We start from the raw sequence: 23,457 nt of genomic DNA, 5'->3' as shown, positions 1-23,457 counted from the left end.
CCACCTCGAAGCGCCCCTCGCGACCTTTAAGCGGCCGGGGACCCGTATGAAAACAGCAGCGGCCGTGCACCGCCACGCCTTGTCGCGAGGGCTCCCCGGAAAACTCCTCGCGCTTCCTCCGGCGCGGCGCGTGGGTAGCATGCGCGCCCATGATCCTGTCCCAGAATGAATTCGTCCCGCGCGCGGTGGCCGTGCGCGCCCGGCTCGAAGGCGCCGTCCTCGAAGCGCTCTCCCATCACGGTGAGCCTTCGGTCCCGGACCTCGCCGGTGTCTTCCGCAAGAGCGCGCAGCGGTCGCCAGCGCAGGTCGCGAAGGCGCTGTGTCCCGGCCCCCTGTCGCCCATCGGCTTCGCGGCCCTGGTCATGCGTGAGCTGCTGGCGCCCGAGGACGCGGTGCTCGAAGGGACCGTCTCCGAGGCCCGGGTCATCACGGGCAACGCGAGGGCCGCCGGCTCGCTGCGGGTCACCGCGCCCCTCGTCGTCCTCGGGGACCTGGAGGTGGCGGGCGTGCTGGAGGACTGCGGGCCGGACTCGACGGTCGTGGTCGTGGGCCGTTGCTCGGCGTGGGGACTCCAGACGTCGGGGAACTTCCTGGTGCTCGGCGACCTCGTGGTCCGGGACGTCATCCAGGGCATCTACAACGACGACAGCCTCGTCGTGGCCGGCGACCTCACCACGCGCTTCCTCGACGAGAATGATCACGACGTCGCCTGCTACGGCGAGGTCCACGCCGAGCACCATCTGAAGAACGGCCGCTCCGGCGACAAGGCCGCCTCGCTCGCGTCCACCTTCCTCCTCCCGGAGCTGTGGGACGTCGACCTGGGTGAGCTGCACCACGACGCCCTGTTCGAGCGCATCCAGAAGGGCCAGCCCGTCTTCACCGACACGCTCCAGCCCCCGCGGGTCCGCGAGCCGGATGCGCCCACGGCCGAGGAGCTCCAGGGCCTGGACATCGAAGGCATCGCGGCCCGGGCGTCGGAGAACGCGCGCGCGAAGGACGTCGTCTACGCGCAGCGCAAGACAGGCGAGGTGTGGCTGATGCGCCCGGGGAGCCTGCCGCTGCAGATCTTCGACGGGGAGCAGTTCCTCGGGAAGGAGCCGCCCCCGGAGCTCGACGTGAAGCAGCGGGCCTCCGAGCGCGTCACGTTCTGGCGCAAGCGGGGCGACCTGTTCCTGGAGATTGAACGCTTCGGCGCCGTCGTGCAGTTGCACGCGGGCTACAACAACGGGTCGATGCGCACGTTCCGCTTCGCCTTCGAGACGCCCGACGCCGCCGCACGGGAGGTGAGGCGGCTGGAGGCCCGCTACGAGGGAGACTTCCTGCGCGTCACGTCCGGGGTCCCCGGCCGGGGTCCGCTCGAGCGCGAGCTCGCGAACTACGGAGGTCCCAAGACGGAGTACACGTCAGCCATCGTGGACGGCACCACGCTGGTCACCCGCGACGGCGAGCGCCAGCGCTTCGATGACGAGGCCTCCGCGCTGAGCGCCCTCGAGGATTGGATCGCCGGGAAACGACAGGCGGGGTTCGACCTGAAGATCCTGGAGTGGAAGCCCTTCGGCCTCCTGGGCGGACGGTAGGCGGACTCAGGCGATCTCGCGGTCGCCACGGCCCTCGTCGTAATGCGTGGCGAACTGCTGCCGGAGCACGAACTTCTGGGCCTTGCCGGTGCTGGTCTGCGGCATGGCCTGGAGCAGGACGATGGCCTTGGGCACCTCGAACCCACCCAGGTGCTGGCGGCAGTGGGCGTTGATCTCCGCCTCCGTCGCGGAGGCGCCGGGCTTGAGCACGACGAAGCCTGTCACCGCCTCCGTCCAGCGCGCGTGCGGCAGGCCCACCACCGCGACCTGGAGCACGGCCGGGTGACGCAGGAGGACCTCCTCGACCTTGATGGACGGGACGTTCTCTCCGCCCGTCTTGATCATGTCCTTCTTGCGGTCCACGAAGAGGAGCTGGCCGTCCGCGTCGAACATGCCCAGGTCGCCGGTGTGGTGCCAGCCGAAGGCGCTCGCCTTCGCGGTGGCCTCCGGGTCCTTGTAGTAGCCGAGCATCACGTTCGGTCCGCGGTGGACGATCTCCCCCACCTCGCCGCGTCCGAGCAGCCGGCCCTCGTCGTCCATGATGGCCGTCTCGTTCGTCACCACCGAGTCGCCCCAGTACGAGCCGAACCGCTTGAGCTGCTGCTCCGGCTTGAACATCGTCGTCGCCGGGTACATCTCCGTCTGCCCTGACGCGAGCGCGAAGCCGCCCGGGCAGAAGTGCTCGATGAGCTCCACGAGCATCGTGCGCGCCATGGGCGCCATCACGTAGAGGCACAGGCGCAGACTGGACAGCTTCGTGGCCGGCCGCGCCGGGTGCGCCAGCATCGCGCCGTACATCACCGGCAGGCCCATCAGGAACGTGATGCCGCGCTGCTCGACGGTCGCGAGCATCGCGCCCGGGTCGAACGCCCGCCGCACGACGATGGTCGCCCCGGCCAGCAGGAACGTCATCACGATGGCGTGCTGCGCGCAGTGGAACATCGGGAGCACGCAGATGGTGGAGTCCGACGGGCGCATGCCCAGCTCGAACAGGTTCCCGCTCAGCGCCGCCTGCACCGACGCATGCGAGTGCATGACGCCCTTCTGCTGGCCGGTGGTGCCGCTGGTGTACATGATCTGCGCCAACTGGCCGCTCTGGATGTCCACGTCCGGCAGCGTGCCGTGCTGCCCCTTGAGCGTGTCCAGGAAGGCGACCGTGTCCCCGCCCGGCGCCGCCTGTCCCTCCGGCACGCAGACGATGACGCGGGTGCCCAGCGCGTCGAGCATCGCCCGCAGGCCGGGCTTCGCGAGGAGCTCGGCGTCGACGACGGCGTGCGTCGCCTCGGCGTGTTCGAGGATGTACCGGACCGCCTCCACGGAGAGGCCGGTGTTGATGGGCACCCAGACGAACCCCGACTTGTAGATGCCCACGAACGCGGTAAGCATCTGCGCCGAGTTGCCGCAGAGCATCGCGATGCGCGCGCCCTGGGGCAGCCCCTGCGCGAGCAGGTAATGCGCGAACGCGTTCGAGCGCCGGTCGAGCTCCGCGTAGGAGAACTCGAGGTCCCCATCGACGAGCGCCGTCCGCTCCGGCCAGCGCAACGCCGACCGGTGGACGATGTCTCCCAGCGAGACGCGGCTGATGCGCGGGGACCGGGGTGCCTGGATCGCGGTCATCATGTGCTCCATTCCGCCCGTTCGGGCGTCGGGTCGAACCAGCTACCCCCGCAGCCTATTTCGGCGCGGCCCACGCGGGAGGCCGGCGCTCCAGGAAGGCGAGCATCCCCTCCTGGGCCTCCTCGGAAGCGAACAGCCGGCCGGAGAGCGCGACCATCTCGGCGCCCCCGGAGTCGATGCGCGCGCGCAGCCCGGCGGACACCAGTTGCTTCGTCTCACGCAGGCCCTGCGGAGACGACACCCGGAACGTCTCCAGGACCTGCTCGACGGCGCCCTCCAGCGACGCGTCCGGCACCGCGGAGGTGATGAGCCCGATGCGCGCGGCCTCGGTCGCGTCGAAGGCCTCACCGGTGAGGAAGTAGCGGCTCGCCGCCCGGCTGGTCAGGTGCGGCAGCGTGGTGAGGGAGATGACCGCGGGCGTCACGCCGATGCGCGCCTCCGTGAAGGCGAACTTCACGGACTCCGCGACGACCGCCACGTCGCACGCGCCCACGATGCCGATGCCGCCCGCCCTCACCTGCCCGGCGACCTTCGCCACGACAGGCTGGGGCAGCGTCACGATCGTGCGCAGCACGTCGAGCAGCACGGCCGGCGCCTTCGCGGCGCCTCCGTCCGCCATCTCCGACAGGTCCGCCCCCGCGCAGAACGCCGGCCCCGTGGCCGCGAGCACGACCGCGCGCACGCCCGGGTCGGAGCCCACGGCGTTCAGCCGCTCCATCAACTGCGTGACGAGCGCCCGCGACAGCGCGTTGCGGTTGCGCGGCGAGTCGAGCGTCAGGGTCGCGACGCCACGAGAGACTTCGTACCGGACGAGCGGTGCTTCACTCATGCTGCCTCCTTCGCTGCGGGGGAGACGACCGCGACGACGTGCCGCGCGGGCACCTGCGCCCCGACCGTGACGTTCACCGCCGTGACCACGCCATCCGTGGGCGCGATGAGGGACGACTCCATCTTCATCGCTTCGAGCACCACCAGCACGTCGCCCTTCTTCACGGTCGCGCCGGCCTCGGTGCTCACCCGGATGATGCGGCCATCCATGGGCGCGCGCAGGCGGCCGTCGCTGGCGCGCTCGCGTTCGGAGGGCAGCCGGAAGGACACGTCGCGAAGCTGGCGCGTGACGCCGTCGAGCGTGCACCACAGCATGCCACCCGCCCGGCGGTAGCGGACCGCGCGGCGGCGCCCCGCCACCTCCACCTCCACCTCGGCGCGTTCGGCGGAGAGGGCGCGCAAGGACAGCGGGACCCGGGTGTCGCCCACGTGGACTTCATAGGCCTCCGGCGCGACCGGACGCACCGAAGCGCGGAACTCCGAGGCACCGTCATGCAGGCTGACCGGCACCGCCAGGGCGTAGGAGCTGCTCCAGCCCGTGAGCGTCGCGTCGAAGCCGCCCTTCCGGGCCAGCGCCTGCGCGTCGTCGTGGAAGAGCAAAGCGGCCAGGATGGCCTGGTCCTCCGGGGACGCCTTCCCCAGCGCTTGCAGCGTCTCCGGCGGCGTGTGCGCGCCGACGAAGCCCGTGTCGTACCGGCCGGAGCGGAACGCCTCGTGCCCGAGGACGTGCTGGATGAACACGCTGTTCGTCGTGACGCCGAACACCGTCAGCTCGCGCAGCGCCGCGGCCAGCCGCTCGCGCGCCGTCTCGCGGTCCGGCCCGTACGCGATGAGCTTCGCCTGCATGGAGTCATAGAAGGGCGTGATGTCCTGCCCCTCCCGCACGCCATGGTCCACGCGGATGCCCTCCCCCGCCGGAGGCTCCCACGCGAGGAGCCGGCCCGTCTGCGGGAGGAAGCCCCTGGCCGGGTCCTCCGCGCACAGGCGCGCCTCGATGGCGTGCCCGCGCCAGGCAATCTCCGGCTGCGTCAGCGGGAGCCGCTCGCCGTCCGCGACGCGAAGCTGCCACTCGACCAGGTCGAGCCCGGTGATGAGCTCCGTCACCGGGTGCTCCACCTGAAGCCGCGTGTTCATCTCCATGAAGAAGAAGTCGCCGTTGGGCGCCAGGAGGAACTCGATGGTGCCCGCGCCGCGATACCCGATGGCGCGGATGGCCTGCACCGCCACGGCCCCCATGCGCTCGCGCAGCTCGGGCGTCACGGCCGGTGACGGGCTCTCTTCAATCACCTTCTGGTGCCGGCGCTGCACGGAGCAGTCGCGCTCGCCCAGGTGCACGGCGTTCCCATGTTCGTCCGCGAAGACCTGCACCTCCACGTGACGCGCGCCTTCGATGGCCCGCTCCAGGATGAGCTCGCCGCTGCCAAAGGCGTTCGTCGCCTCCGAGCGCGCCGAGCGGATGGCGTCGAGCAGCGCGCCCGGCTCGCGGACGAGCCGCATGCCGCGCCCGCCACCGCCCGCCGCCGCCTTCACCATGAGGGGGAACCCGACGCGCTGGCCCTCGCGGACCAGGGCCTCGTCCTCCAGGGACTCACCCGGGCGCGCCGCCTCGTAGCCGGGGATGCAGGGCACGTCCGCGGCCTGCATGCGCAGCTTCGCCTGCCGCTTGTTCCCCATCAGCTCGATGGCCTCCGCCGGAGGCCCCACGAACACGAAGCCCGCGTCCGCGCACGCGCGCGCGAAGTCCTCGTTCTCCGACAGGAAGCCGTAGCCCGGATGGATGGCGTCCGCGCCGGACGCCTTCGCCGCGGCGAGCACCCGCTCGATGGACAGGTAGGACTCCCGAGCGGGCGGCGGCCCCAGGTGAATGGCCTCGTCCGCGAGCCGCACGTGCGGGGCGTCCCGGTCCGCGTCGGAGAAGACCGCGACCGTGCGCAGGCCCAGCCGGCGGCACGTGCGCAGCACGCGCACGGCGATCTCACCCCGGTTCGCCACCAGCACCTTGTGGATGCGTTTCATGATTCCCCTCGCTACAGCCGGGCGACGCCAAAGGAGTTGGGCGACAGCGTGCGGCGCGAAGCCTCGTCGCACGTGGCCAGGATGAACCCGAGCACCCGCCGCGTGTCCCGGGGGTCGATGACGCCGTCGTCGAACAGCCGCGCGCTGCACTGGAAGGCATCCGACTCGCGGTCGAACTGCTCGATGAGCGGCTTCGCCATGCCGTCCAGGAACTCCTGGTCGGGCGGCAGCCCCGCGCGCCGGGCCTTCTCCGTGGCGACGATGGTGAGCACCTTCGCCGCCTGCTCACCGCCCATCACCGCCGTGCGAGCGTTGGGCCAGGCGAAGATGAAGCGCGGGTGGAACGCACGGCCGCACATGCCGTAGTTGCCCGCGCCGAACGCACCGCCCAGCAGGAGGGTCATCTGCGGCACGGTCGCGTTGGCCACCGCCTGGAGCATCTTCGCGCCGTGCTTCACGATGCCGCCCTGCTCCGACTGCGTGCCCACCATGTAGCCCGTGGTGTTCTGCAGGTAGACGATGGGCGTGCGCGCCTGGCAGCAGAGCTGGATGAACTGCCCCGCCTTCGTCGCGCCCTTCGCGGTGATGGGCCCGTTGTTGCCGATGAGCCCCACCGCCCGGCCCTCGATGCGCGCCCAGCCGCACACGGTGAGCGCGTCGTAGTCGTCCTTGAACGGCGAGAAGTCCGAGCCGTCCACGATACGCGCAATCACCTCCCGGCAGTCATAGGGCTTGCGGTGGTCCATGGGCACGACGCCGCACAGCTCCTCCACCGGGTAGCGCGGCGGCTCGAAGGCGGGACGCGCGGACGCCGGCAGGGCGTCATTCCACCCGAGCGACGCGACGATCTCCCGCGCGATGCGGATGCCGTCGGCGTCGTCCTCGGCGAGGTGGTCCGAGGTGCCGGCCACGGTGGTGTGCATCTCCGCGCCGCCCAGGTCCTCGTCCGTGGCGACCTCGCCCGTGGCCGCGAGCAACAGCGGCGGGCCGGCGAGGAACACCTTCGCTTTGCCGCGCACCATGACGACGTGGTCGGACAGGCCCGGGATGTACGCGCCGCCCGCCGTGCTGGAGCCGTGGACGACGGTGACCTGGGGGATGCCGGCCGCGGACAGCTTCGCCTGGTTGTAGAAGGTCTCCCCGCCCGGGATGAAGATCTCCTGCTGATAGAGCAGGTTCGCCCCGCCGCTCTCCACGAGCGACACCACGGGCAGCCGGTTCTGGAGGGCGATCTCCTGCGCGCGCAGCGCCTTCTGGACGCCCCAGGGCGTCGCGGTGCCGCCCTTCACGGCGGAGTTGCTCACGAACACCAGGCAGCGCACACCGGACACGAAGCCGATGCCGATGAGGGTGTTCCCGCCCGCCAGCGAGCCGTCGGTGTCGTCGTGGTGCTTGTAGCCACAGAGCGTGGAGAGCTCCAGGAAGGGCGAGCCCCGGTCGAGCAGCAACGCCAGCCGCTCCCGCGGCAGCAACTGCCCGCGCTGCTTGAACTTGTCCCGGGCCAGTTGCTCGGTGTCGCGCGACTTCTGCTCGATGGCGCGCAGCTCCGCGACGCGCGCGAGCATCTCCTGGCGCTGCGTGGTGAAGGTGGCGGAGGCGGGTTCGACCTGGGAGACGAGCGTGGGCACGTCACTTCTCCTTCGGGCCGTCGAGGATGGCGGGCCCCTTGGCCAGGTGGAACCCGTCGTAGGGCTTCGAGTTGGAGTGCTCCGACAGCGGGAAGGCCTTGGTGTTGCAGGACGCGCCGCCGTCGATGCGGATGACCTCGCCGGTGATGAACGCCGCCACGTCGGAGAGCAGGAACACGATGGCGCCGCTCACCTCCGCCTCGGTGGCCAGCCGGTGCAGGGGCACCTGCTTGCGCAGGAAGGGGATCATCTCCCGCACGAAGGGGTCCTCGTAGGTGTCCAGGCCGCTGGAGGCGACCCACCCGGGCGCGACGGCGTTGACGCGGACCCCGGAGGCCGCCCACTCGACGGCGGCCGTCTGCGTCAGGTTGAACATGCCGGCGCGCGCCGCGCCCGAGTGCCCCATGCCCGGCATGCCGTTCCAGGCGTCCGCGAGCATGTTCACGATGGCGCCGCCGTGCTCGCTCATGGACTGGGTGAACACCTCGCGCGCGACCAGGAAGCCGCCGGTGAGGTTCGTGGAGACGACCGCCTCGAAGCCCTTCTTGGAGATCTGCGACAGCGGCGACGGGAACTGCCCGCCCGCGTTGTTCACGAGCCCGTGGATGCGGCCGTGCGCCTGGACGACGGCGGCGACCATGTCGCGCACCGCGGCCTCGTCCCGGATGTCCACGGCGTGCTGCGTGGACGCGTAGCCCTCGGCGGCAAGCTCCCCGGCCACCTTCGCCAGCTTCTCCGGCTTGCGGCCCACGAGGACGATGTGCGCGCCGAGCGACGCGAGCTCGTGCGCGGTGCACCGGCCAATGCCGCTGCCGGCGCCGGTGACGATGATGGTGCGGCCCGCGAAGGAGTTCGGGGCGAAGACTGAACGGTATCCCATCGTGTTGCTCCTCAGCCGCGCGCCTTGCGGGGCAGCGTTCCCATGGCCTTGCTGATGATTCCGAGCATCACCTCGTCGGCGCCGCCGCCAATGGACCCCAGGCGCAGGTCCCGGTAGGCGCGGGCGACGGGGTTGTCCCAGGTGAAGCCCATGCCGCCCCAGTACTGGAGGCAGCCGTCAACGAGCTCGCGGGCCAGCCGGCCCGACTTGAGCTTGCACATCGAGGCGAGCTTCACGACCTCCGGGTCGTCCTTGTTCTCGATGTACAGGCCCACCGTCCGGTAGATGAGCGCCCGGAGCGCCTCCACCTCCGTCTGCAGCTCCGCGAGCCGGAAGTGCACGCTCTGATTGTCGAGGATGGACTGGCCAAAGGCCTTGCGCTGCCGCGTGTACTCCGCCGTCTGCGCGATGAGCCGGTCGAAGGTGACCAGCGTGCTCGCCGACACGAACAGCCGCTCCTCCTGGAACTGCTGCATCTGCATCGCGAAGCCGCGCCCCTCGTCGCCGATGCGGAAGCGCGCCGGGACGCGCACGCCGTCGAAGAAGAGCTGCGCCGTGTCGGACGCCCACATGCCGAGCTTGCGGATCTTCGAGCGCGTGATGCCGGGGCGGTCCATGGGCACGAGGATGAGCGACTTGTTCGCGTGCGCGGGCCCGTCCCCCGTGTTCGCGAGCAGGCAGACCCAGTCCGCCTGCATGCCGTTGGTGATCCACATCTTGCTGCCGTCGATGACGTAGTCGTCGCCGTCGCGGCGCGCGGTGGTCGTCACGCTCGCCACGTCGGAGCCGGCGCCCGGCTCGCTCACCGCGATGGAGCAGACGCGCTCGCCCGTGAGCGTGGGCGCCAGGAACTCCCGCCGCAGCTCGTCGCTGCCGAAGCGCGCCAGCGCGGGCGTGGCCATGTCCGTCACGACGCCGATGGCCATGGGCAGCGCGCCGCAGGTGCAGTGGCCCAGCTCCTCCGCGAAGGCGACGGAGAACGACGCGTCCAGCCCCAGCCCGCCGAACTCGGTGGGCTTGGTGATGCCCAGCAGCCCGAGCCCGCCCAGCTTCTGGAAGACCTCCCGGGCCGGGAAGATCTCCGCGGCCTCCCAGGCGTCGATGTGCGGGTTCAGCTCCTGCTCCACGAACTTGCGGACGGTCTGGCGGATGGCGCGGTGTTCCTGGGTCTGCTGCATGGGCTTCCTCGGTGGACTCGGGCGCGTGCGAAGGCGCTACAGAAGCGATTCAGGGACGTCGACGTGGCGCGAGCGCAGCCACTCGCCAAGCGCCTTGGCCTGTTGATCGAAGCGGGTGGACGACGAGACGCCCTCGCCCAGCAGGCCCTCGATGACGAAGTTCAGGGCGCGCAGGTTCGGGAGCACGTGCCGCTGGACCTTGAGCTCGCGCGCCTCCGGCAGCAGCGCGCGCAGCCGCTCCTCCGTGAGCGTGTGCACCAGCCAGCGCCATGCCTCGTCAGTGCGGACCCAGACGCCGATGTTCGCGTCCCCGCCCTTGTCTCCGCTGCGGGCCAGGGCCACCTGCCCGAGCGGCACGCGCCGGGTGGGGCCCGCCAGCAGCATCGCGGGCAGCGGCGGCACGGGGACCGCTTCGAGCCGCCGCGTCTGCTCCGTGGGATGCACGTCGATCTGCCGGCCATCCGGGAGCACCGCGACGTGCGGCACCTTGCGCGCATCCACATAGCCCGGGGTGTAGACGCCGAAGGGCGAAGCGTCGCCGGGCAGCGCGGGCAGGAAGAAGCCGGGGTAGCTGGACAGGGCCAGCTCCACCACGGCGCCGCTGAAGGACCGGCCCGCGACCTTCGGGTCGGAGTCCTTCACGGCGACCCGCAGCGTCGCCGACGCCTGCTCCTCGCTCGGAGCGTCGGCGTGGTCGGTGCGCGCGAGCGTGTAGAGGACCTCCGCGGGCCGGGGCTTGAGCGTCGCGTCGAGCTGCGCCCGCACGAGCGCGGCCTTCTCCTCGATGTCCAGGCCGACCAGCATGAACGAGGCCTCGTTGCGGAAGCCGCCCAGGCGGTTGAGGCACACCTTCACGTCCGGAGGAGGCGGCTCGCCGCGCACGCCCGACAGGCGCACCCGGTCCGTGCCGTCGGCCTCCACCACGATGGTGTCGAAGCGCGCCGTCGCGTCCGGGCCGGCGTAGCGGGCCCCGCCAATCTCATAGACGAGCTGGGCCTTCACGGTGTCGACGGTGACGGCGCCGCCGGTGTGCGGATGCTTGGTGATGATGCTGGAGCCGTCCGCGAAGATCTCCGCGAGCGGGAAGCCGGGCCGGCGCACGTCGATTTCACCGAAGCGCGCGAAGTTGCCGCCGGTCGCCTGCGCGCCGCACTCCAGGACGTGGCCCGCGACCATGGCGCCCGCGAGGCGGTCCCAGTCGTCGCGCTTCCAGCCGAAGTGGGCCGCCGCGGGGCCGACCACGAGCGAGGCGTCCGTCACGCGCCCGGTGACGACGATGTCCGCGCCCGCGTCCAGGCACGCGGCGATGCCCCAGCCGCCCAGGTACGCGTTCGCCGTGAGAGGCTGGTCGAAGCCCAGCTCATCCGCGCGCCCCACCAGGTCATCGCCTTCGACGTGCGCGATGTGGACGGTCAGCCCCAGCTTCGTGGCGAGCGCGCGCAGGTCGTGCGCGAGCCCCGCGGGGTTGAGGCCCCCGGCGTTCGCGACGATGCGCACCTTGCGCTCCACCGCGATGCCGAGCGTCTCCTCCAACTGGCGCAGGAACGTCTTCGCGTACCCGCCCGCCGGGTTCTTCATCCGATCCCGGCCGAGGATGAGCAGCGTCAGCTCCGCCAGGTAGTCGCCGGTGAGGACGTCCAGGGGACCGCCCTCCAGCATCTCCCGGAACGCGGAGAAGCGGTCGCCGTAGAAGCCGGATGCATTGCCGATACGCAGCGAACGCGCGTCCATCGCACCTCCTGAGCCAGGGAGCCGCGAGTCTGTCCCCCATGTCCAAATAAAGCAATCACGATTGCTTTTTTCTTCCCGCCGCAACAGTGTGCTCGCATGAGCGGCACGGCGAGCGGAACGACACGGCAGGAGCAGGAGCGCAGCCGGGTGACGCGGCAGAAGCTGATGACGGCCGCCATCGAGGTGCTGGTGGAGAGGGGCTGGGCGGGGGCGACCATGGGCGCCATCGCGGAGCGCGCGGGGGTGTCACGCGGCGCCTGCCAGCACCACTTCCCCACCCGCGCGGCCCTGGTCGCGGCCGCCGTCGAGCACGTCTTCCGCCAGCAGGTCGAGGAGCTGGTGCGGCGCGCGAAGGGCCTGCCGGAGAGCCGGCGGCGCGTCGAGCCGCTGTTGAACCTGCTCCATGACGTCTACGCCGGCCCGCTCTTCACCGCCGCGACCCACCTGTGGGTGGCGGCCGTGGCGGACGAGGAACTGAAGGCGCTCCTGCTGCCACTGGAGACGCAGGTCGGCCGCGAGGTGCACCGGCTCACCGTCGAGCTGCTGGGGCTCGATGAGCGCGACCGCGACGTGCGCGACGCCGTGCGCGCGACGCTGGACCTGCTCCGCGGCCTGGCGCTGGCGAACTTCCTCCACGACGACACGGCCCGGCGCCGCAAGGTGCTGGCCCACTGGGCGCGGACGCTCGAAGCGCAGCTCACGCCCAAGCGCGCGACGCCGCCGGACTCGAGCCCTCAGCAGCGGTAGAGGTACGTCAGCGCGGTGACGTCCGTGCTGGTGAACTCTCTCCTCGGTCTGGCTTCAGCGCGCGACGATGTCGGCGTCCACCAGGTACGGCGACGCCGCGACAATCGCTTCCGTCGTCCAACCCCGGTTGGCGCCGCGGCCGGTCGTGTCGCAATCGCCGTCGGTGTGGACGCCGACCAGGTGGCCCTGGCGGTTGAGCACGCCCGCGCCGGAGCTCCCGACCAGGGTGTCCAGGTCCACGTAGTAGATCAGCGAGTCGCAGGCATCCAGGTAGTCGCCCACGGCGATGGACTTGGGCTTGCCCCGGGGGTGCTGGATGATGGCCAGCCGCTCGCCAGGCACGGCCGACAGCAGGACCGGCGTGACCTGGGGGAGCACGTCCAGTTGGATGAGGGCGTAGTCGGGCTCGAGCGATTGCTCGATGACGGTGCCCTCGGTGATGAGCGGGTCCCCGTCCGACTCTGCCTCGAAGTTGAAGACGAGCAGCGGCCGGTCACCGAGCGCGACACAGTGCCCCGCCGTCACCACCACGGGACCCGCGCTCGCTTCAATCAGTGTTCCGGTGCAGCGCCCGTCAATCAGGACGACCGCGTCCTCGGCCGTCTGCGCGACGTCCGCGAACTCGCCCTGGTAGCTGTTGATGGGGGTGAAGTCCTCGGTCGGGCCACACTGCGTCTGGCCGCGAACCTCCGGAGGCGGGCGCACCCGCGACGCCGCGGGGCTTTCACACACCAACGGATGGGAAACAGCGGGCACCTCCTCCTTTCCACAGGCCACAAGGCCCAGGAGGATGAAGGTGCCCGCGAGGATGCGACCCCTCGGACTCATGAAGGACTCAAGGGGTCGCGACGCCATCGCTTAGTAGAGGGCGTTCAGCGCGGTGATGTCCGTGCTGGTGAACTCACCGGACTCCGTCGAGCGGAAGCAGGAGTTCATGATGGAGCCGCCCACCGTCGCGGTGCTCGGCGTGCCGCTGATGAGGATGGCGCCCACGCCCGCGGTGCCCTCGTTGGTGGCGGAGCCGCCGCAGCTGATGGAGCGGTTGTAGTAGTCCGAGTGACGGAAGCCGATGCAGTGGCCGAGCTCGTGCGTGATGACGTGCTCGTTCACGTCCACGCTGTAGCTCTGCAGGCCGGTGCCGATGTTGATGGTGCCGTAGGGGTTGCCGCCCGACGGGAAGCCCGCGGAGCCGCCGGCGCCGGACATGACCGTCGCGGTGATGTTCGCGCTGCAGCCCGTGGTGGGGCCACGCGCCATCGTGAAGCTCAGACCGCGCTGGTTGTAGTTCTGGATCGCCAGATCCAGACCCTGGCTCAGGCGGCTGTAGCTGTTGAACGTCGACGTGGGGTTGATGCAGATCTTCGTCTTGGTGGAGCTGACGAGGTTCGTCGTGCGGTACTGCTCCTGGGTGTCCTTCGTCGCCGGCTGGAGCATCTCGCGCGAGGCCTCCAGGCTCACGTGCGCGTCACGGCCCACGTACACCTGGCCGTCAGCGACCATGATGTCGTCCGCAGGGAAGCCGGCCTCGATCAGGTTCGAGACGATCTCCTGGTTCTCGGCCTCGACGTCGTTACCGCAGCCAGACAGCAACGCACCACAGCTCGCCACGAGGACTGCCGCCTTCTTGAACATTCGTCGTTCCTCTGGTTCGGGGGAGATCCGCCGCCGCCTGACCTTCCCGTCAGCCGCGGACAGCTTGCCCAGCCACTGAGCAACTGCCGGGCCAGCCGCGCTCCAGAGGGAATAACCGGGTTTTGTTGATTTGCTTGGAGCACCAGCACTCCAGCTTCCAAGAATGTAAGCGTAACAAAACGTAACGGTTTGTGCCGCAAGTGCCTGTTGTGACGTGGTTTTTACCCGGCACCCCGCGACCCACTGATTTTCGGACAGGGGTGTCTTCTCATCAGTCACCCTCCCCAGGGTCGGATTTACTCCCACAATCCTGGAAATACACGGAGAGCGCGCGATAACTGCGAATTGAATCCACTCTCGGTATTTCCCGTCCCCATGTCCATGCGCCCTTCCCTTCCCCTTGCCGCGCTGTTGGGTGCGGCCCTGTCGTTCCTCCCCGGCTGCGAGAGCACGAAGTCGAGCGGCCCGTCTGCTTCCGACACGCGCTCCCAGGACGCGGCGTCCGTGAAGGCCTCCGAAGCCTGGGCGCGGGCCCGGGTGGGAGACCGCGTCACCTACTCCTTCAACGCGACGCGGGGCCCCGAGCCTCGCGGTGGCGGCACCGCGCGCACGCTCCAGGGACAACTGACGCTGGAGGTGGTGGCCGTGCAGCAACCCTGGGTCTGGGTGCGCGCGGCCTACAGTGATGAAAGCGGCAAGCCGCTGTCACAGGCGCGGCTGGCGCGGGATCTGATCATCCCCGTGCGCGCGGACACGTCGCGCCCGCTCGACGTGCCGCACGGAGGCACGGCCACCGCCGAGGTCGCGTCCAGCGCGGGCCGCACCTGGGAGGCCATGCGCTACGTCAGCGATCAGCGCTCCTTCGACGGCCCCCTGCGCACGCGCGTGTACGCCAACGCGCCGGGCCCGCTGTACCTCGCCCGTGGCCTGATTGAAGCGAGCACGGAGTCCGCCGGCTTCCGCGTGCCGGGCGGATACCAACTGAAGCTGCGAGAGGTCCGGGAGGGCTCGGCCGAGGCCAGCGCTCCGGTGCCCGCGCTGGAGCGGCCGCTGGGCCCGGGGGCGTACTACGAGCGCTTCGTGGACGTCGGCCCCTCGCCCGGCGTGCAGCGCGTGTGCTTCACCGCCGAGCGCGGCTACCTCCTGCGCGCCGAGGGCCCCGTCGACGCCAACGCGGCCCCCTGCTCCGACTTCTCCCAGGCCGAGCCGGAGCCCCTGGAGGAGCTGCTGATGGGGCTGCCCTCGGAGGTGGTGTTCACGGAGGACTGGCCGCCCGCCGCGGCGGCCAACGGCACCCGGGGCACGTTCAGCGCGGAGGGCCGCGACGTGCCGGCCCTCATCACCCAGAGCAACGAGGACGTCGAAGGCACCCAGCGCGTCTTCTCCGATACCTACGCGGCCGACCCGTGGGCGCCGGGGCTCGCGGGCCTGCCGTATGAAGCGCGCTTCCAGCCGCTCGCCAACAGCACCGAGCGCGTGGTGACGGGAGGCAAGCGCGAGCCCGAGGGCGGCACGCGGCTCGTGCGCTGGGGCTCGTGGCTCGCGGGAGCGAAGTAACGCGCGAGGCTTCACGAAACGGGTGCGTCGTCCCGTGCGTGGTCATCGCCACGCGCTCAGTCGATCTGGAGCACCGCGCCAGGAGGGCGGTGCGTCCACTCCTGGAAGGACGCGCGGAACGCCTCCACGGCCGCGAACAGGGGACCCGAGGGCCGCCATGACAACGCGGCCATGTCCCGCGCCTCGCGCACCTCCAGGCCGATGAGCAGCGCACCTCCCGCCCGTGGAGGTTGGAGCGGACGCACGGAGAGCCGCCGGTCCCCTTCCAGCCGGTACACCAGCGCCGTGACGTGACCGAGGATCCACCCCTCGACGACCTCGCGCGCCTCGGCGGTGGGAGCATCGGCGGACAGGCGCAGCGAGAGCGTTGGAACCTCGTTGGCGGTCAGGGGCTGGAAGAGCTCCGCCCACGCGCCGGGCGTGCGTGAAGCACGGGCCCTGGCCACGAGCTCGCGGGCACGGAGGAGCTCCTCGCGGATGATGCGGAACGTGGAGCGCGACACGTTGCGCGCGGTGTTGCGAGCCGGGAGCGCGGGGGCAATGACGGGCAGGAGGTCGCGCTTGCCTTCAGGCCGATAGCGCGCGGTCTCGGCCGTGAGCGTCACGGGCTGGGGCCACGGCCACGAGGCGAAGGTGCCGAAGAAGTGCACGAGCAGTGACGCCTCGGACCGCAGGGCGTCCGAGGGTGCTCGCGTGCAGGCCCAGGCCGCGAGCAGCGTCCACGACAGCCCACCCAGGTATCCCAGCGCGTGCGAGTAGATGCCCCGGGCCCGGGCCCAGGCCTTCACCGCGTGCAGCAGGGTCCGGAACCTCGCGGCCCGTTCGGCGTCACGGGTGACGGCGTCCATCAGGCCCAACGTGTCCGCCAGCCCCAACACGGCGCGGAGGCCCGCGGGGTCGAGCCGCTCGCCGTGCCGCGCGAGCAGCGTCAGCGGTTCCTCCGGAGGCACGCCCTCCGGGCGGCTCGCATAGGCCAGGTCGAAGCTCACGCCTCCGAGGGACAGCTTCACCAGCGGGATGGCGGCGTCCGCCACATAGCGGGCCGTGCCCGGTGCCAACTCCTGGAGGAGCGCTCGCGCGAAGTCATCGCGGGACAGGTTCGCCGGTCCGATGGCGACCGCGTCCACGTCACTGCCCGCACCATCCGTGCCCAGGAGATAGGAGCCATACGGGTGCAGCGTGGTGCCGATCCGTTCGCAATGCTGGCGCAGTTGCTCCACCGCCGCGGTCCTGGCTGCGTGTCCTTCGTGTGACGCGATGGCGCCGATGGAGGCCAGAGCCTCGCGAAGCGGAGCATCCTCGTGCTCCGGGGTCGCCCGGGGAGCCTGTGCCAGGGGGATGCGCCGGATGACTTCGAAGGGCGTGTCCCCCTTCCTCCGGATGAGACAGAGCTCGCCCACGTGGAACTTCAGGGGCCGCCATGCGCGCTGCCACTCGGCGAGCGTGCGGGCGATGTCCGCGGAGAGCGGGAGCTGTCCCACGGAGAGGTGGGGCGTGAGGCCGCCGTGCGCGGACGAGGCACACTCCGGAAGGGCCGCCACGAGCTTCGCGTGCAGGGCCGACAGCGCGCCGGAGGGCTGATCATCGGGGCGGAGCCACGCTGTCGCGTTGGCGCGGTGCTCGAAGTGGCCGAACGCGGAGAGCGTCACGTCGAAGGGTTCAACGCCCTGGAGGGCATCCACGAGGATGGCCTCCGCCGTCTCGAAGTCCTCCTCCGGAACGAACGGATACAGCAGCGTGATGTGAGGCATCCACCGCTGGAACTTCGCGTCGTGTTTCTTGCGAAGTGCCTGGATGGGCCCCCAGACGTCATCCGGAGGGATGAGCACCAGGGCCGTGTGGTGGACCAGCGCCGTGGAGGCGCGCGCGGAGGGCGCCTCGCGAGACGCGACGGCCTCACGGCGCAGGACGCAGCGCAGGCCGAAGTGATCCGAAGCGAAGAGGGCCTGTCCGGTGGGCCCGGGCGGTCCCGACAGGGGCGCTTCGCCGAAGAGCTCCACGGCCTCGGGAGCGAGCCGGCCTGAAGGAGACGCCACCAGCACCCGGTCCAACCGCCGGAGCGCGCCCGAGACGGTGGTGACCGCCGCCAGGCTGTTCAACCGGGGGTTGAACGTCTCCCCTGCTTCCGAAGGTCTCAGCGTGGGCCACGCATCCACGAAGCCGGCGCGCGCGAAGGACTCGGCTTCCGGCGCACCGTCGCCGAAGTTGAAGTCACCGGCCAGCACCAGGTCCGGCGCCTCGGCATCGCGCTCGGAACCAAGCACGCGAGCCCATTCGAGGAGGGCCTCGACCTGCACGGCGCGCGCGGAGGCGCCGGACGCGTCCCGGTCGCTCGTCAGGTGCGGAGTGGCCACCCACAGCGTGCCGCCCGGGAGGTGCAGCTCGGCTGTGATGATGCGCTTGTCGCGGGAGAAGACGCGCTGCCACACAGAGGCGAGCGGCACACGCGACAGGAGCACCTGCCCATAGGGCGTCACCGTCCGTGAGCTGGGGCCATCCGAGAGCCAGCACTGCTCACGCACCCAGGGCTCCGCGAGCAGGGCCTTGAGAAACGACGGGGTGACTTCCTGAAGAGCGATGACGTCCGCGTGGGTTTCACGGAGCAGCGCGAGGGCCGCGGGCGTCCTCCGCTCCGTCGCCAGCAAGTGCGCGTCGTACAGGTCGAAGAGGACGTTGAAGGTGGCGACGGTGAGCGCCGTCGCGGCGGGAAGCGGGCGCTCCGGCTCCAGGGAGGCCTGGGTCCACGAGCCCAAGCCCGCGTCATACCGCCACGCGGGCAAGGGGGTGAAGCCCGGCACCGCGACAGGCGGAGCTGGCGCGGGCTCCTCCGAGGGCCGGGTGTTGCTCAGCAGGTCGATGCGCGCCTTGCGGTCCCACACCACCTGGGGTCCGCGCTTGAAGTACCAGACGCGGTGCCACGGAATCTCGCCGTCGGGGATGAACGCCTCGAAGGGCATCTCCTCCAGCGCGCCACGGTGCGCGTCGTAGCCGACGACGAACTCGCGGGCGTCATGCCGCGAGTCCCACCGGATCCGGTGATACACCTCGCGGCTGGTCGTGAAGCGTTCCTGGGACATGGCGGGGCTCGTGGCGAAGGGAACGGGAAGGCACGCCAGGATGGGCCGCGCACGCGCCGCGTTGACGCAAGGGATTGAACGAGCCTGACGCGAAACCCGCTGGCCCGTGTCTTGCCATGAAGCCCTCATGGAGGAAGACACGGAATGGGTATTCGCGCAGGCGTGGTGGGGACGGGGTTGGTGGTCATCTCTTTGTTGTCGGCGGGTTGCAGCGACCAGTCTCCGACAGTCGATCAGCAGGACGGGCCCATCACGGATCCGTCCGATGGAAACGAAGTTCCCTCGCTTCCCCCTCCGGGTTCCATTCCGGACGCCGGCACGCCCCCTCCGGGTGAAGATGGCGGGACACCCGATGCCGGCGACACCCCGGACGCGGGGACGCCACCGGACTCCGATGCCGGCACGGGTCAGACGCCCGACGCAGGGCCCTGGCCCACGGACGCGGTGCTCGACTACACGCGCGTGTTCGGCGTCGACAAACCCCAGAGCGTCGGGCTCGATGAAGGACTCAACCTCTGGCTCCTCGACGGCCGCCGCATCGGCGTGCTGCGCCCGGGCGACACCCAGCCCACGTGGAGCACCAACGTCGGGCAGGCGGCCGAGCCGTTCGGCCCGGACGCGCTCGCGACCGGCTCCACGGTCATCTGCGGCGGTGAGGCCGGACGCGCGTACGTGGGCTACTCCGCCAACGAGATGAAGCGCGCGGAGGGCATCGAGCAGCGCACGTACATCCCCTGGCGGGGAGAGGCGGGCTACTCCCCCGAGCGCTTCGCCGAGTACCGGAAGGGAGACCTGGACGCGGTCCGCCTCCAGCCGGACGGCAGCGTCAAACTCGAGGAGCACCTCTGGCGCACCACCGGCGCGTCGAACGCGGGCCGCCAGGCGGGCATCCACAACACCAATGACTTCCACTACGAGGAGGACCGCACCGTCCTCAACTGCGCCCGCGTGACGCGCGGCCGCGACCGCGGCGACCTCTACATCACCACCAACCACGGCGTGACGCGCATCCAGGGGCTCACCTACAACAGCCACCGCCACCCGGGCTGGTACCTCTACGAGGACGGCTCGGAGTGGGGCTCGCTGCAGTGCCCGTACATGCACGGCCTGGGCATCGGGCAGAACGGAGACGTCCTCGTCGCCAACGAGCAGATGGTCGGCGTGCTCGTGCCCAGCCCCAAGCTGGAGGAGTGGGACCGCGAGTTCACCTGGGAGGGCCCCACGCCCTGGTCGTTCAAGAGCTACAACGACGCGCTCAACGGCCAGGCCACCGACGACTACTGGCGTGCCTTCGAGCAGGTCCGCTCGGGCCGCTACTACCTGGGCAGCGAGCGCTACGGCGTCTGGGCGCTGACGCCGAAGAACCGCTCCACGGGGAACTGGTCGAAGCTCGCGGGGCTGCCGTCCAGCCGCATCCTCTCGCTCAAGGCGACCGACGACGGGGCGCTCTACATCGGCACGGACGGCGCCGGCCTCTGGCGGCTGGAAGCGGACGGCACCACGCTGGCCCAGGTGCGTGAGGTGTCCGGCCAGCAGGTGAAGCAGCTCGTCTACGAGCCCACCGTGACGCCGAGCATGCTGCTCGTCCTCACCGACAAGGGGCTCACGGTCCTCCGGGGACCGTAGGCCCGGCCCTCAGACGAGCTTCGCCAGGGTGGGCAGCACCTGCCCGCTCATCCCCTGGACGAAGTGGTGGAAACGCTCCGTGTTCGCGGCGGACTCGTAGTTCACGAGCCACGTGTCCCCGCGCACGGAGCGCACCTCGTCCACGATGCCCGCCGCGGGCCACACCGCTCCGGACGTGCCCGCGGCCAGGAACACCAGCCGCGTGCCGTCCTTGCGCGTGATGAACTCGCCAATGCGCGCCAGGTCGTTGGGGTCCAGCATCTCCCCGAACCAGACGATGTCCGGCCGCAGCCGGCCTCCGCAAGCGTCGCACTTCGGCACCGTGCCCGACGGGTGCACGGTGGTGTCGGCGAAGGGCGCGCGCTGGCAGTCCGCGCACTTCGTGCGGAAGAGGTTGCCGTGCATGTCCACCACGCGCTGGCTGCCCGCCTTCGTGTGCAGGCCGTCCACGTTCTGCGTGGCCAGGAGGAAGCGGTCCCCCAGGTGCTGCTCCCAGCGCACCAGCGCGTCGTGGCCCGGGTTGGGCCTCACGTCCGCCGCTCCCGTCCGCCGCTGCGAATAGAAGCGCCAGACGAGCGCGGGGTCCGCCTCGAAGCCCTGCGGGGACGCCACCGCCTCCACGGGGTGGTTCTCCCACAGCCCGTTCATGCCCCGGAAGGTGGGCACCCCGCTCTCCGCGGAGACTCCGGCGCCGGTGAGCACGAGCAGGCGGGTTTTCGAATCCAGGACGAGCGGTTCCACACGACCTCCCGAGTGCCAGCCGGCACGAGGGTTGTTAGAAGGGGCGGGACTGAATTCCTGACAGAGGACCCCATCATGGCCGAAGTCACCCTGGATCTGCGCGGTCAGCCCAAGACCGAGGCATACGCCGAGCTGAAGACGCACGCGCTCGCCATCCTCGAAGGCGTGGATGACGACATCTGCGCGATGGCGACGATGAGCTGCCTGCTGCACCACGCATTCGGCCACCTGTGGACCGGCTTCTACCGGGTGGTGACGCCCGGGAAGCTGCTGCGCGTGGGCCCCTACCAGGGGACGCTCGGGTGCCTGGAGATCACCTTCGGCAAGGGCGTGTGCGGCACCTCCGCGGCCAAGGGCGAGACGGTGGTGGTGCCGGACGTGCACGCGTTCCCGGGCCACATCACCTGCGACGGGCGCTCCGCGTCTGAAATCGTGGTGCCGGTGTACGGGCGCGACCGCGAGCTCATCGCGGTGCTCGACATCGACTCCGAGCACAAGAACACCTTCGACGACGTGGACCGCGCGGCGCTGGAGGACCTGATGTCCTGGTTCCAGCACCGCACGGCCTGAGCGCCGTCCTCGTCGCTCAGCGCTTCGCGAGGCGGGCGTAGGCCACGGCCAGCGCCCCCGCGAAGCGCGCGTTGTTCTCCAGGAGCGCCAGGTTCGTCTTGAGGGTCTTGCCCCCGGTGCGCTTCGCCATCTCGCCCAGGAGGAACGGCGTCACGGCCTTGCCGCGCACGCCCTGCCGGTCCGCGTCCGCCAGCGCCGACGCGATGTGCAGCTCCACGTCGTTGCGAGCCAGCGCGGCCTCCACCGGAGGCGGCACCGTGTAGAGCACGCCGCCCTGCCCCAGCAGCTCGAAGCGGGCGTGGGCGATGCGCGCGGCGGTCTCCGCGTCGTCCGCGCGGTGCTCCAGGGAGAGGCCGGACTCGCGGCTGTAGAAGGACGGCAGCTCGTTCGTGCCCACGCCGATGACGGGCACGCCCGCGGTCTCCAGCAGCTCCATCGTCTTGGGCAGGTCCAGCACGGACTTGGCGCCCGCGCACACCACGGCGACCGGGTAGCGCGACAGGGCCGCGATGTCCTGCGAGATGTCCCAGTGCTCGGAGGCGCCCCGGTGCACGCCGCCGATGCCGCCGGTGGAGAAGACGCGGATGCCCGCCGCAGCGGCCAGCTCACACGTGGCGCTCACGGTGGTGCCGCCGCTGGCCCGGGTGGCCACCGCCACGGCCAGGTCGCGCGAGCCCACCTTGAGGAGCTTCTCCTTGCCCTCGGCCAGGCGGCGCAGCGTGGCGTCCTCCAGGCCAATCCACACCTCGCCGTCCACGAGCGCGATGGGCGCGGGCACGGCGCCGGCGCGGCGCACGGCCTCCTCGCACGCGCGAGCGGCGGCCAGGTTGTCAGGGTACGGCAGGCCCTGCGCGACCACGCTCGTCTCCAGCGCCACCAGCGGCTGCCCGGAGTCCTTCGCGCGCCGCACCTCGTCCGAATAGCGGAAGTCCATGGGCGGGCATTTACGCCATGGCCGGGGCGGCCGGACAAGCACGGGCGTGGGGAAACGTCGGCCCGGTGCCGCCGCCCCCTGGGAGAGCACCGCGCGTGCGTGTCGCCTGCCAGGGAAGCGGCGCGGGCCCGCGTGTTCGTTGCAGCCCCGTCGGTTGCATCCGGACCCGCGCCGCCCTATGCCCCGCCGCCGTGAGCACCTCGTCGCCCGCGGTCGCAGCGCCTGCCCGTCTCCTCTCCGCCTCCGACCTGGCGATGATCGCCGTCGTCGTGGTCTGGGGGACGAACTACACCCTGGTGAAGGACGCGCTGGAGGGCATGCCGGCGCGGGCCTTCATGTCGCTGCGCTTCGGGCTCGCGGCGCTCGCGATGGGGCTCGTGTTGCTCGCGGTGGAAGGCCGCAAGCCGATGCCGTGGAAGACGTTCCTGCGGCTCACCGCGCTGGGGTTCGTGGGCAACACGCTGTACCAGTTGTGCTTCATCGAAGGCCTCGCGCGCACCACGGCCGCCAACAGCGGCATGCTCACGGCGGTGAGCCCTGTGGTGACGGCGGCGCTGGGCGCGGCGCTGGGCATCGAGAAGCTGCGGCGCCCGGTCGTCGCGGGGCTCTCGCTCGCGGTGGTGGGCACGCTGCTGGTCGTGGGTGCGCGAAGCCCGGACCTGGGCGCGGCGACGTGGACGGGCGACGCGCTGATTGTCGGCAGCTCGCTGTGCTGGTCCATCTACACGGTGGGCACGCGCGCGGTGGGAGAAGGCGTGTCCGCGCTGCGCGTCACCGCCATCACCATGCTCACGGGCGCCCCGGGCGTCGTGCTGGCCGGCGCGTCCCAGGTCATCGAAATGGACGCGTCGCGCGTGGGCGCCGCGGGCTGGGTGGCGCTCGTGTACTCGGCGCTGGTGCCGCTGGTGCTCGCCTACTTCGTCTGGTTCCGCAGCGTGCAGCAGGTGGGCACCAACCGCACGACGCTCTATGGCACCGGCATCCCCGTGGTCGCCGCCCTCACCGCCTGGGCCGTCCGCGGCGAGCGCCCCACCCTCTTCCAGACGCTCGGCGCGGCGCTCATCCTCACGGGCGTGTTGATCAGCCGCCGCAAGGACAGCGCCATCACGAAGGCCTGA

The 23,457-nt window shown here is 70.9% G+C and carries 18 protein-coding genes; 6 read left to right on the top strand and 12 right to left on the bottom strand.

Annotated features, from left to right (window positions below):
• Window positions 1-149 precede the first annotated feature (149 nt).
• The gene (locus tag K8612_RS37140; protein WP_223765699.1) at window positions 150-1,577 is read left to right on the top strand and encodes a hypothetical protein; all 1,428 of its coding nucleotides are present in this window, start codon (window positions 150-152) and stop codon (window positions 1,575-1,577) included.
• Between the two features lie 6 nt (window positions 1,578-1,583).
• On the opposite strand, the gene K8612_RS37135 is transcribed toward K8612_RS37140, so the two are convergent.
• Genes K8612_RS37135 through K8612_RS37105 form a run of 7 tightly spaced genes read right to left on the bottom strand, consistent with a single transcriptional unit; the run spans window position 1,584 to window position 11,455 of the window.
• On the bottom strand, window positions 1,584-3,197 hold the full coding sequence (locus K8612_RS37135) for an AMP-binding protein (RefSeq protein WP_223765698.1): 1,614 nt from the start codon (window positions 3,195-3,197) through the stop codon (window positions 1,584-1,586).
• A gap of 52 nt (window positions 3,198-3,249) precedes the next feature.
• Window positions 3,250-4,023 carry an enoyl-CoA hydratase family protein gene (locus K8612_RS37130; RefSeq protein WP_223765697.1) on the bottom strand — a complete coding sequence of 258 codons (774 nt, stop codon included), beginning with the start codon at window positions 4,021-4,023 and terminating at the stop codon, window positions 3,250-3,252.
• Window positions 4,020-6,038 carry an acetyl-CoA carboxylase biotin carboxylase subunit gene (locus K8612_RS37125; protein WP_223765696.1) on the bottom strand — a complete coding sequence of 673 codons (2,019 nt, stop codon included), beginning with the start codon at window positions 6,036-6,038 and terminating at the stop codon, window positions 4,020-4,022. The genes K8612_RS37130 and K8612_RS37125 overlap by 4 nt, the downstream gene beginning before the upstream one ends.
• An 11-nt stretch (window positions 6,039-6,049) precedes the next feature.
• Complete coding sequence (locus K8612_RS37120; protein ID WP_223765695.1) at window positions 6,050-7,666, bottom strand: acyl-CoA carboxylase subunit beta; 1,617 nt, start codon at window positions 7,664-7,666, stop codon at window positions 6,050-6,052.
• Between the two features lies 1 nt (window position 7,667).
• Complete coding sequence (locus K8612_RS37115) at window positions 7,668-8,546, bottom strand: SDR family oxidoreductase (RefSeq protein ID WP_223765694.1); 879 nt, start codon at window positions 8,544-8,546, stop codon at window positions 7,668-7,670.
• An 11-nt stretch (window positions 8,547-8,557) separates the two neighbouring features.
• Window positions 8,558-9,724 (bottom strand): acyl-CoA dehydrogenase family protein, encoded by a 1,167-nt coding sequence (locus tag K8612_RS37110; RefSeq protein ID WP_223765693.1) that lies wholly within the window; start codon window positions 9,722-9,724, stop codon window positions 8,558-8,560.
• Window positions 9,725-9,760: 36 nt separating this feature from the next.
• Window positions 9,761-11,455 (bottom strand): acyclic terpene utilization AtuA family protein, encoded by a 1,695-nt coding sequence (locus K8612_RS37105; protein ID WP_223765692.1) that lies wholly within the window; start codon window positions 11,453-11,455, stop codon window positions 9,761-9,763.
• A gap of 96 nt (window positions 11,456-11,551) precedes the next feature.
• Between K8612_RS37105 and K8612_RS37100 the strand changes: the two genes are divergently transcribed.
• Window positions 11,552-12,202, top strand: a complete 651-nt coding sequence (locus tag K8612_RS37100; protein WP_223743482.1) for a TetR/AcrR family transcriptional regulator — start codon at window positions 11,552-11,554, stop codon at window positions 12,200-12,202.
• Between the two features lie 54 nt (window positions 12,203-12,256).
• Here K8612_RS37100 and K8612_RS37095 read toward each other — a convergent pair whose 3' ends face one another.
• Window positions 12,257-13,057 carry a serine protease gene (locus tag K8612_RS37095; protein WP_223743481.1) on the bottom strand — a complete coding sequence of 267 codons (801 nt, stop codon included), beginning with the start codon at window positions 13,055-13,057 and terminating at the stop codon, window positions 12,257-12,259.
• Between the two features lie 3 nt (window positions 13,058-13,060).
• Window positions 13,061-13,834, bottom strand: a complete 774-nt coding sequence (locus K8612_RS37090) for a zinc-dependent metalloprotease (protein WP_223743480.1) — start codon at window positions 13,832-13,834, stop codon at window positions 13,061-13,063.
• Between the two features lie 375 nt (window positions 13,835-14,209).
• Between K8612_RS37090 and K8612_RS37085 the strand changes: the two genes are divergently transcribed.
• Window positions 14,210-15,391, top strand: coding sequence for a DUF6068 family protein (locus tag K8612_RS37085; RefSeq protein ID WP_223765691.1), 1,182 nt, complete (start codon window positions 14,210-14,212; stop codon window positions 15,389-15,391).
• Window positions 15,392-15,447: 56 nt separating this feature from the next.
• On the opposite strand, the gene K8612_RS37080 is transcribed toward K8612_RS37085, so the two are convergent.
• Complete coding sequence (locus K8612_RS37080) at window positions 15,448-18,468, bottom strand: poly(A) polymerase (protein WP_223765690.1); 3,021 nt, start codon at window positions 18,466-18,468, stop codon at window positions 15,448-15,450.
• 144 nt (window positions 18,469-18,612) lie between these two features.
• Between K8612_RS37080 and K8612_RS37075 the strand changes: the two genes are divergently transcribed.
• Entirely contained in the window at window positions 18,613-20,094 is a 1,482-nt protein-coding gene (locus K8612_RS37075) for a hypothetical protein (RefSeq protein WP_223765689.1), read from the top strand.
• 9 nt (window positions 20,095-20,103) lie between these two features.
• On the opposite strand, the gene K8612_RS37070 is transcribed toward K8612_RS37075, so the two are convergent.
• The gene (locus K8612_RS37070) at window positions 20,104-20,835 is read right to left on the bottom strand and encodes an NAD-dependent deacylase (RefSeq protein WP_223765688.1); all 732 of its coding nucleotides are present in this window, start codon (window positions 20,833-20,835) and stop codon (window positions 20,104-20,106) included.
• 75 nt (window positions 20,836-20,910) lie between these two features.
• On the opposite strand from K8612_RS37070, the gene K8612_RS37065 reads away from it, so the two are divergent.
• Entirely contained in the window at window positions 20,911-21,405 is a 495-nt protein-coding gene (locus tag K8612_RS37065) for a GAF domain-containing protein (RefSeq protein WP_223765687.1), read from the top strand.
• 16 nt (window positions 21,406-21,421) lie between these two features.
• On the opposite strand, the gene K8612_RS37060 is transcribed toward K8612_RS37065, so the two are convergent.
• Entirely contained in the window at window positions 21,422-22,339 is a 918-nt protein-coding gene (locus tag K8612_RS37060; RefSeq protein ID WP_223743474.1) for a pseudouridine-5'-phosphate glycosidase, read from the bottom strand.
• A gap of 191 nt (window positions 22,340-22,530) precedes the next feature.
• Between K8612_RS37060 and K8612_RS37055 the strand changes: the two genes are divergently transcribed.
• Window positions 22,531-23,457: an EamA family transporter gene (locus K8612_RS37055; protein ID WP_223765686.1), complete on the top strand. Its 927-nt coding sequence runs from the start codon at window positions 22,531-22,533 to the stop codon at window positions 23,455-23,457.

It is taken from the genome of Corallococcus sp. AS-1-6 (assembly GCF_020037015.1).
Classification (GTDB): Bacteria; Myxococcota; Myxococcia; order Myxococcales; family Myxococcaceae; genus Corallococcus.
Note: the sequence above shows the minus strand (reverse complement) of the source record. Positions and strands in the feature narration are given on the sequence as shown.

Bases quoted from the DNA above. Each gene is read 5' to 3' on its own strand.
- K8612_RS37140 (WP_223765699.1), top strand. From the start codon at position 150: ATGATCCTGTCCCAGAATGAATTCGTCCCGCGCGCGGTGGCCGTGCGC.
- K8612_RS37135 (WP_223765698.1), bottom strand. From the start codon at position 3,197: ATGATGACCGCGATCCAGGCACCCCGGTCCCCGCGCATCAGCCGCGTC.
- K8612_RS37130 (WP_223765697.1), bottom strand. From the start codon at position 4,023: ATGAGTGAAGCACCGCTCGTCCGGTACGAAGTCTCTCGTGGCGTCGCG.
- K8612_RS37125 (WP_223765696.1), bottom strand. From the start codon at position 6,038: ATGAAACGCATCCACAAGGTGCTGGTGGCGAACCGGGGTGAGATCGCC.
- K8612_RS37115 (WP_223765694.1), bottom strand. From the start codon at position 8,546: ATGGGATACCGTTCAGTCTTCGCCCCGAACTCCTTCGCGGGCCGCACC.
- K8612_RS37110 (WP_223765693.1), bottom strand. From the start codon at position 9,724: ATGCAGCAGACCCAGGAACACCGCGCCATCCGCCAGACCGTCCGCAAG.
- K8612_RS37105 (WP_223765692.1), bottom strand. From the start codon at position 11,455: ATGGACGCGCGTTCGCTGCGTATCGGCAATGCATCCGGCTTCTACGGC.
- K8612_RS37100 (WP_223743482.1), top strand. From the start codon at position 11,552: ATGAGCGGCACGGCGAGCGGAACGACACGGCAGGAGCAGGAGCGCAGC.
- K8612_RS37095 (WP_223743481.1), bottom strand. From the start codon at position 13,057: ATGGCGTCGCGACCCCTTGAGTCCTTCATGAGTCCGAGGGGTCGCATC.
- K8612_RS37090 (WP_223743480.1), bottom strand. From the start codon at position 13,834: ATGTTCAAGAAGGCGGCAGTCCTCGTGGCGAGCTGTGGTGCGTTGCTG.
- K8612_RS37085 (WP_223765691.1), top strand. From the start codon at position 14,210: ATGTCCATGCGCCCTTCCCTTCCCCTTGCCGCGCTGTTGGGTGCGGCC.
- K8612_RS37080 (WP_223765690.1), bottom strand. From the start codon at position 18,468: ATGTCCCAGGAACGCTTCACGACCAGCCGCGAGGTGTATCACCGGATC.
- K8612_RS37075 (WP_223765689.1), top strand. From the start codon at position 18,613: ATGGGTATTCGCGCAGGCGTGGTGGGGACGGGGTTGGTGGTCATCTCT.
- K8612_RS37065 (WP_223765687.1), top strand. From the start codon at position 20,911: ATGGCCGAAGTCACCCTGGATCTGCGCGGTCAGCCCAAGACCGAGGCA.
- K8612_RS37060 (WP_223743474.1), bottom strand. From the start codon at position 22,339: ATGGACTTCCGCTATTCGGACGAGGTGCGGCGCGCGAAGGACTCCGGG.